General features: G+C 41.4%; 6 protein-coding genes and 1 pseudogene. 2 read left to right on the top strand and 5 right to left on the bottom strand.

Features of this window, described 5'->3' with window-relative positions:
* Positions 1-387, top strand: a 387-nt coding sequence (locus ACFFAP_RS31095; RefSeq protein ID WP_375514825.1) for a right-handed parallel beta-helix repeat-containing protein, incomplete at its 5' end; no start/stop codon positions are given.
* A gap of 243 nt (positions 388-630) precedes the next feature.
* Here the strand turns inward: ACFFAP_RS31095 and ACFFAP_RS31100 are convergent.
* From ACFFAP_RS31100 to ACFFAP_RS31110, 3 genes are all read right to left on the bottom strand, one after another.
* Entirely contained in the window at positions 631-1,545 is a 915-nt protein-coding gene (locus ACFFAP_RS31100; RefSeq protein WP_375514826.1) for a TauD/TfdA dioxygenase family protein, read from the bottom strand.
* Between the two features lie 73 nt (positions 1,546-1,618).
* The gene (locus ACFFAP_RS31105) at positions 1,619-2,485 is read right to left on the bottom strand and encodes a CmcJ/NvfI family oxidoreductase (RefSeq protein ID WP_375514827.1); all 867 of its coding nucleotides are present in this window, start codon (positions 2,483-2,485) and stop codon (positions 1,619-1,621) included.
* Positions 2,486-2,528: 43 nt separating this feature from the next.
* Complete coding sequence (locus tag ACFFAP_RS31110; protein ID WP_375514828.1) at positions 2,529-3,200, bottom strand: glutathione S-transferase family protein; 672 nt, start codon at positions 3,198-3,200, stop codon at positions 2,529-2,531.
* 275 nt (positions 3,201-3,475) lie between these two features.
* Here ACFFAP_RS31110 and ACFFAP_RS31115 point away from each other — a divergent pair.
* Positions 3,476-4,250 (top strand): annotated as a pseudogene (locus tag ACFFAP_RS31115) (hypothetical protein).
* Positions 4,251-4,552: 302 nt separating this feature from the next.
* Here ACFFAP_RS31115 and ACFFAP_RS31120 read toward each other — a convergent pair.
* Entirely contained in the window at positions 4,553-5,284 is a 732-nt protein-coding gene (locus ACFFAP_RS31120; RefSeq protein ID WP_375514829.1) for a DUF928 domain-containing protein, read from the bottom strand.
* Positions 5,285-5,359: 75 nt separating this feature from the next.
* Positions 5,360-7,168, bottom strand: coding sequence for a CHASE2 domain-containing protein (locus ACFFAP_RS31125; RefSeq protein ID WP_375514830.1), 1,809 nt, complete (start codon positions 7,166-7,168; stop codon positions 5,360-5,362).
* Positions 7,169-7,483: the final 315 nt, after the last annotated feature.

Genomic DNA, 7,483 nt, shown 5'->3' on the forward strand with positions numbered 1-7,483 from the left:
GTGAGTAACAGCACCATCAGAAATAACTATGCAAGCGACTACGGTGGTGGCATCTACAACGAGCCGTTAGGCATCGTTACCGTGAGTTATAGCAAGATTAGTGGCAATCAGGCACACTTTGGCGGTGGCATCTATAATACTGCCACCCTAATAGTGGGCAACAGCATTATCAAACACAATAAAGCTTTCGGGATCGAACTCAGTTCTGGTAGTTACGAGTCTGGACATGGTGGCGGCATTTACAACTCTAAATCTGGCACTGCCACACTGGACTACACCACTATTATTTGTAACTTTGACACCCCACAAGAGGATTCAACTAAGGTTATCAAGCTTGATAATCTCGTAGGTAAATTCATTACCAAATGTTCATCTGTAAAAGTTTAAAACGATATTTTTTTTGTCAATTCGTAATTATCTTTGAAGCCTACTAGTAAGATGCCACATATCTTCATACACCACCCTTGTGTAACGAATCCCCAAATGCTTAAAATTGGCGACTTCGTTAAAGACAAGCTTGTTTTAAAACAATAAGTTGCACATCGCGTTAAATTGGTTAACTGGACGGGGTCAAACAAGATTTCCTCGTAGAACCCGTCCTTCATAATGATTCCCAGTTCCCAATCTTTTTTAAACTAAAGCGGGTTCACGTCGATTATATGCAGAAGAATCTCCCTTAATAGCCTCACTCTGCTTACCATCAATACCAACAGGAATATCACCCACAAGTGTGACTCGCTGAACCTGGCGAGGTTGATTGCCGTAGTCAGCGATCGCATAATGTTGAGTAGCGCGATTATCCCAGAAAGCCACATCACCTACTTTCCAACGCCACCGGACTGTGTTCTCAGGACGTGTGATGTAAGCTTGGAACAATTTCACGATTTCATCAGATTCATTCTGTGATAAACCGCGCAGGCGGCGCACGAACCCACCAATAAATAACCCACGTTCACCGGATTCAGGATGGACGCGGACAACTGGATGCAGGGTTTCGTATAAAGTTGAGGTGAAAACAGCCCGATACTCTAAGACTTCTTTTGGCAAGTCAATTGTAGCTGCTGCATAATCGTAGGCATTGCTGTGTACTGCCCAGAGTTGGCCAGCAAGATTACGTAGGTGAGTTGGTAAATCTTCGTAGGCAGTCACGGAGTTTGCCCAAATGGTGTCACCTCCCGATGCTGGGATGACAAGCGCCCGCAAAATAGAACCAAGGGGGGGACGATCTACAAATGTGACATCGGTGTGCCAAGTGTTGGCGCGGCTCACAGTCTTGCCGTAATTCAGGTCAAGAACTTCTGGGTTTTCTGGCAATGAGGGAACGGTGGGATGGGCTGTGGTGACTTCCCCAAAGCGCCGGGCGAACGCTACTTGTCCTTGAGCGTCAAGGTTCTGCTCTCGGAAGAAGATGACTTTGTGTTTAACTAAAGCTTTACGGATATCGCTGATGATTTCATTGCTGAGGTTACTGCTCAAGTCAACACCAATGATTTTTGCACCGATACGTCCGGCAATTGGTTTGATGTCAAAGTGTTGGGAAGTCATAATATTTGTGTCTCCAAGGGTTAATTAATTTGTTTCACGCAGAGGGTAGGAGTTGGAGAGAAGTTTTTGCAATTTATGCGGGGTAAAAGACGAATGTTCGTAATTCGATGCTTTCTCGTGGGGGAGCGTCGGCTGGGCTATTTGGATCTTCAAAGGCTGTATGAGCAGCAAAACGGGCGTGTCCGTCTTCTGCGGAGTCGAAACATTTGATAAATAGTGCTTCGTCTCTGTGCATTTGCGGAAAGTAGAACCATTTATGTTTGGAGTTATATGTGACTCCGTATGTCTCACCGACGCGATCGCGGTACACTAAATCACCAGCCACAAGGTCTGTTATTGCAATGCTTTGCGCGTCACACACTGCTAATGGTGACTCTTGAATTGGTTGTGCGATCGCTCGCCAAACATTGATGATGGCAAATCGTTGTTTTTGTAGTGCATCAATGTCATCTATCCCTGGCGCTGCTAGTTCCAAACGGGCGCGAGTATAGCCAGATTTGGCGGTGAAGTCGTTGTGTACGCGCAAGGCAGGTTCTTTAATATTATTCTCACCTGGCTTTGACTGACTGGCATTACGCAGGGTATGATCGAAAATTACTACCTTCGTTGCACCTGTGACTTCTTTTAGCAATTGCTCGGCTTCTGGATAGTAGACGCGGCGTACTTCGTCTTCATCGTAAAAGTTGCGGACATTAGTATTATGTCCAGTAAATGCAAAACCTTCTCGATCTAACGAGATGTTCTTTGAGATGGAGCGAGCATTATAAATTGGCAGTTTGTGCGTCTGATAAGTTGCATTCGTGCGGGGAATCCCTGCTGGTGGTTCATAAGTATAATTAACAGGTTTTTCTGCCGTTGGAATCAGGTAAGTGAGGTTAGCCTCTACGTATGGCAGTTCTGGGGAAATTGGTTTGTCTAGAACTTGGTTATTTAAGCTCATGGTTATCCCATTTTGAATTTTGGTTAATTGTTGGTCATGTGTCCTATTTTTGAGATGCACCAACGGGAACAGGTTCACCGAGAACTTTGGCGAATCTTTGCAAATAGAAGTCTACTGGGTTTGCTACTGCTTGAATTGAGGAGCGATCACTTACCAGATTCCACCATGTCTGCAAACTAGGTGTTTCTGCTGGTAATGTGAATTTACGGAAGTGTTCTAAGAGTGGTAAACGTTCAAACCAGGGATAGAAGCTGATATCAACTAGGCTAAACTGATCTCCTAACAAGTAATCACCTTTGCCTAATCCTTCTTGTTCAATATATAGAAGTGCTTCTGTGAACTCTCTTCGTCCTTGTTCCTGCTCTTGACTATCTTTACCGCGTAGAAATTTGTTAAAAGCTGGGACAAACCGAGTATTGGCGTAGTCTATCCAAATCCGAGCGATCGCTTTAGCTGCGGGATCACGGGATAACAAAGGTGGTTCGGGAAAAACCTCATCTAGATATTCATTGATAATCGCGGACTCGTAAATTTCAACATTCCCATATTTGATAGCTGGAACTTTACCATAGCGCGAAATCTGCGTGTACCCATCTGGTTTGTTTTGTAAGTCAATTTCTATCGGGGTGAAGTCAATACCTTTTTCCAGTAAAACTACACGCGTACGTTGAGAGAAGGTAGAGGCTTTAGCGAAGTACAGTTGTATGTTACTCATGAAATCCTTTCCTTATAATCATCCTGAACAGAGAATATTCGAGATTGCACAACTCAAACTCAAGCAATAAGACGGAAGCAAGATGGGTTGATTAATGCAGTTAAATAATTGACTGGCAGGTATCTACGTCAGTTAGATGTTATATTACAGTTTATCGGTCGATTTAGCGTAGTTTTATATATTATACAGTTTTCTTGAAAATATGTATACCTAATTATTAGTGTAACTAAATAAATATTTGGACATCATTAGGCTTGTCAACAAGAGGTATCAATATGTACTCGAAAGCTGACTCTAATAGGCAGATCCGTCTTGGCTTGTTAGTACCCGCAGGTAACACGACGTTTGAGCCTGACTTTCACTCTGCTTTTTCCAGTCAAGTCAGTATTCATAGCCATCGTGTGATTGCTCAACGCTCGCACGCATCTGAAAGCTATGAATCAATGGATGACATCAATGAAGAAGCTATTAAGGAAGTAGAAAAATTAGCTAGAGCCGGGGTACATTTTGGAGCATACGGCTTCACAACAGCAACATTTTACCGAGGGCGAGTTTTTGCCGAAAAATTAGAGCAACGTTTGACGCAGGTGCTAGGAGTACCCTGTGCCTGCTTTAGCTCTATTAGAAGCATTGACATACTTAAAAATTAGGAAAATTTTTGTAGTCACCCCTTATCCAGAATGGAACAACCAAACGCTAAAAACGTTTTTGAGTGAAGCGCCTTTTGAAATAGTGGGGTTTAAAGGTGATGAACGTCCAAAAGAAGTAGTGAAAAAGAATTACCTTTGGCATCAGTCACCCCATGAAGCCGTAGCTTTCATTAAAGAGGTTTCCCATAAAAATGCAGATGCTATTGTATTGCCGTGTACAGCATGGAGAACATTTGAAATCATTGAAGAATTAGAGGATGATTTGAATATTCCTGTAATTACAGCAAATCAAGCCACAATATGGAGTTTAGCAAGGTGTGCTTCTATTGAATCTGCACTTCGTCCGAGGGGAAAACTGTTGCTCCCGAACAATGCGACAAACAGGGCGAACGCATCTTAATTATACTTGCTCACCACCGAGGTTAAGAATCAATCGATTTAATCAGCATTTCTCGTTTGATTTGTTTTCCAACCCTCAAAGCGATGCCTGCGGCGGGCTACGCCAACGCTTAATCCTTTGTCAATAAACAAAACTTAATGAGATTAGTTTCGAGTTTATTGAAAATACATTAGTTTTATTGACAAAAGGCGTTTGCCCTGATGCAACAAATAGTTGATTCTGATACTCCCCAACTCGTAACGATATGTAAGTAAGTTCGATATTCTCCGGAGGCGAAGCGTCTCCGACTCCGCGTCAATATTCTAAATTCTTGCGCTGATAATTCTCTGGATATCTCCGATGCGTTGCTGAATGATTTTGATATCAACTTTACTTCCTGTGGGGATTTCAGACTGTGCAAGTTCTTTAATTAAAGTTGATCCAGTTTGACCCAATTTACCATTACTGGTTGTTTTCAATGCTTCTTCAAATGCTTCATACCACAGTTCATTTTCAGCATAATAATTTATGCTTTCTGGAATGCTAGTAAATCGGTTCTTAGCTAGTGATTGAGGATTTATGACGGTAAATTCTGCATTGCTAACAACTGGACGCGCTTCGCAGTCAATTGCAATTTGCCAGAAATATGTTTTACCTACAGTTAGTTCAGGATAATCGAGAGGAAGTTTTAGTTTGTTGATCCCGATTGTTGTTGGTATTTCTTTAACTTTGCCAATTTGTTTAACGGTTGTCGCTGAAACGAATTCAAAAATTCGGAATCGCACGGTTTGGGAACTTGACATATACCAAGCAAGCATTGGACGTGTGGAAACGGTTTTACTGATAAATGTCTGAGGTGCAAGCTGCGTCATCGGGATACCGCTACTCGAACATCCGCGCGAACCACCCGCACGGGAATATCCACTGGCAGGTTTGCGATCGCGTGGTTTAAACTGAGCATATCCGGGGAGTGCGCTAATTAAAAAAACCACTCCCACAACTAAACTTGTAAGTCTGCGGCTGTTTTGCCAAAATCCAAAATATTGATGACTCATGGTAAATGCTGGTAATTGTTTTGAAGAAGAATACACAATTCAGAATCAATCTGAATCCTTACTTAAAATCTAAAATTACTTCGTAAGTTTCCAACTAAGTTCGCATATTGTCCCATGAGGGGAAAGCGATTCCCGTTGAAACTCTCCTCCTAATTGTTTCGCGAGTATTTTAGAATGTTTTGTACCTTTATTTTCGAGCTTTGATTGAATCCCATAACCGTTATCTTTGACGGACAATTTGTATTTACTTTCAGCATAAATACCTGTTGCTTGAACACACTTTACTCCTTGGGCATGTTTGCCAACATTACACAAAGCTTCTTCCAGAAAAAAACAGATTTCCCGTTTATATTCTCTATTTAAATGCTTGTCATCAATCGGATCAAAATTGCGAATTTTGACTTTTAAGGTTTTAAAATATTCAAAATCGTGACGTTCTAATGTACTTGAATAAACTTCATATAACAAATCATGAAGCGGTCGATTCAATTCGAGGATCAATCCACTTCCTAAACGCAAACTCTCTTCTGCAGTTACTGTTTCGAGTTTGAGAAATTCGCCAATTTCCCGAATTTCTCGATCTAGTTTTTCAAATTGTCCAAGCAGTTGTTCATAAGGTACATCTTTAGCACGCATGTGCTTTAATCCATAGGCGAGGGTTTGTAGGGGGCCATTATGAATTACCGTAAAAGTGTGCTGAATTGTGTTTTGACGTTCGTTAATTTGCGATCGCAAGAATTTATCGTGCTGGTAAAATGCAAAAGCACTTAAGCCAACCCCATTCACAGCTAATATGATCAAACTGGGTGCTATAGGAATCCATATACCCCACAACCACAGCATCATATACCCGTAGGTAAACAGACAAACTCCTGCTAGACCAACATTAAATAGATTTTTCCACACTGATTGGGTTAGCCGTCCGATAATGATCGGCACAAAACCCCAAATAACGATCCATGTGTATTCTCCCATATCTGCCCAACTGTGCAACATTGGGCGACCATCAATTATAGTACTGAGAATTTGACTGATGACGTGAGCATGATAATCAACACCGTAAATTTGACCCTTTAATTCTAATGTTGGCAAAGCAGATGTATAAAAAATATCACCTGCGCTCATATTTCGATTACCAACTAATACAATGCGATCGCGCAACAATTTTTCATAAAAATTCTCATTTTTTTCATTGAGAATATCACGCAGCGACACAACATGGAAAGGCTGATAATTGTTGCGGAAGTTCATCAAAATTGACAATCCCCCATCTTCATGATTAATGCTCACGTATCCACCAAAGTTATCGGTGATTCGAGGCAATTCAGTCTCCTGAATCATGATTGTATTCGGGTCATTTTTCCCTGTTTTCAACTCAATTCCTTTCTTTTGAAAGTACCTAACAACTAATTGTAGGGCTAGGGAATATTTATCTTCGTTTTCATTTTCTGGGTTTGGTGTATATAACAAATAGCGTCGGTTTTTACTATCTGCATCATTAAATAAATCAACAAATCCAATTTGTTCGGTTGGCAAACCTCGGGCTGGAGAAATCTCTTTTGGTGGTAATATTTTTTCAATACTAATAATATTAGTGTTTTCCCGCCATACCTTGGCGAGTTCTTCGCTACCAGGTTCAACGGGAACATTTTTGAATATATCCAGCCCAATTGCTAGCGGTTTATAGGTTTCCAGCTTGGTGAGTAACTCTGCAATCTTCCCATCTGGAACCGGATATTGCTTAACCCATTCAATATCTTTTTCGTCGATCCCTACAATTACTACACGTTCATCAAGTTTTTCTGCAGGACGCAGACGTAACATGGTATCGAGGAAGATCCATTCCAAAGATTGCATTCCTCCAACTATACGGATTAAAATCATTTACTTACGCAAAACGTACACACTGTAGGGGCAATACCCTGCCTTAAGCCGCAACTCTTGGAGACCCTCTCGCGAATGCGTTTACATAAATTGCCCTAAGAAGAAAAAAGGGTTTCGACTATTGTTTGCGTAAGTTCTGTATCATTTGTTATTTTTGTAGGCTAGCAAGAACCGCAAGCATCGCAAAGAGGTATTGAGCAGTAGTAAATCTGTTTGTAGAGAAAACTTAATCCACAGTGCCTATCTGACTTTGGGTAAATACGAATGGCACTAAGAAAAGCCGAAACCCTTGCGGTTTAAGCAGTTTGCAACTGC

Source organism: uncultured Nostoc sp. (assembly GCF_964245575.1).
Lineage (GTDB): Bacteria > Cyanobacteriota > Cyanobacteriia > Cyanobacteriales > Nostocaceae > Nostoc.

Coding starts and splice junctions, on each gene's coding strand:
- ACFFAP_RS31100 (WP_375514826.1), bottom strand. CDS start 1,545: ATGACTTCCCAACACTTTGACATCAAACCAATTGCCGGACGTATCGGT.
- ACFFAP_RS31105 (WP_375514827.1), bottom strand. CDS start 2,485: ATGAGCTTAAATAACCAAGTTCTAGACAAACCAATTTCCCCAGAACTG.
- ACFFAP_RS31110 (WP_375514828.1), bottom strand. CDS start 3,200: ATGAGTAACATACAACTGTACTTCGCTAAAGCCTCTACCTTCTCTCAA.
- ACFFAP_RS31120 (WP_375514829.1), bottom strand. CDS start 5,284: ATGAGTCATCAATATTTTGGATTTTGGCAAAACAGCCGCAGACTTACA.
- ACFFAP_RS31125 (WP_375514830.1), bottom strand. CDS start 7,168: ATGATTTTAATCCGTATAGTTGGAGGAATGCAATCTTTGGAATGGATC.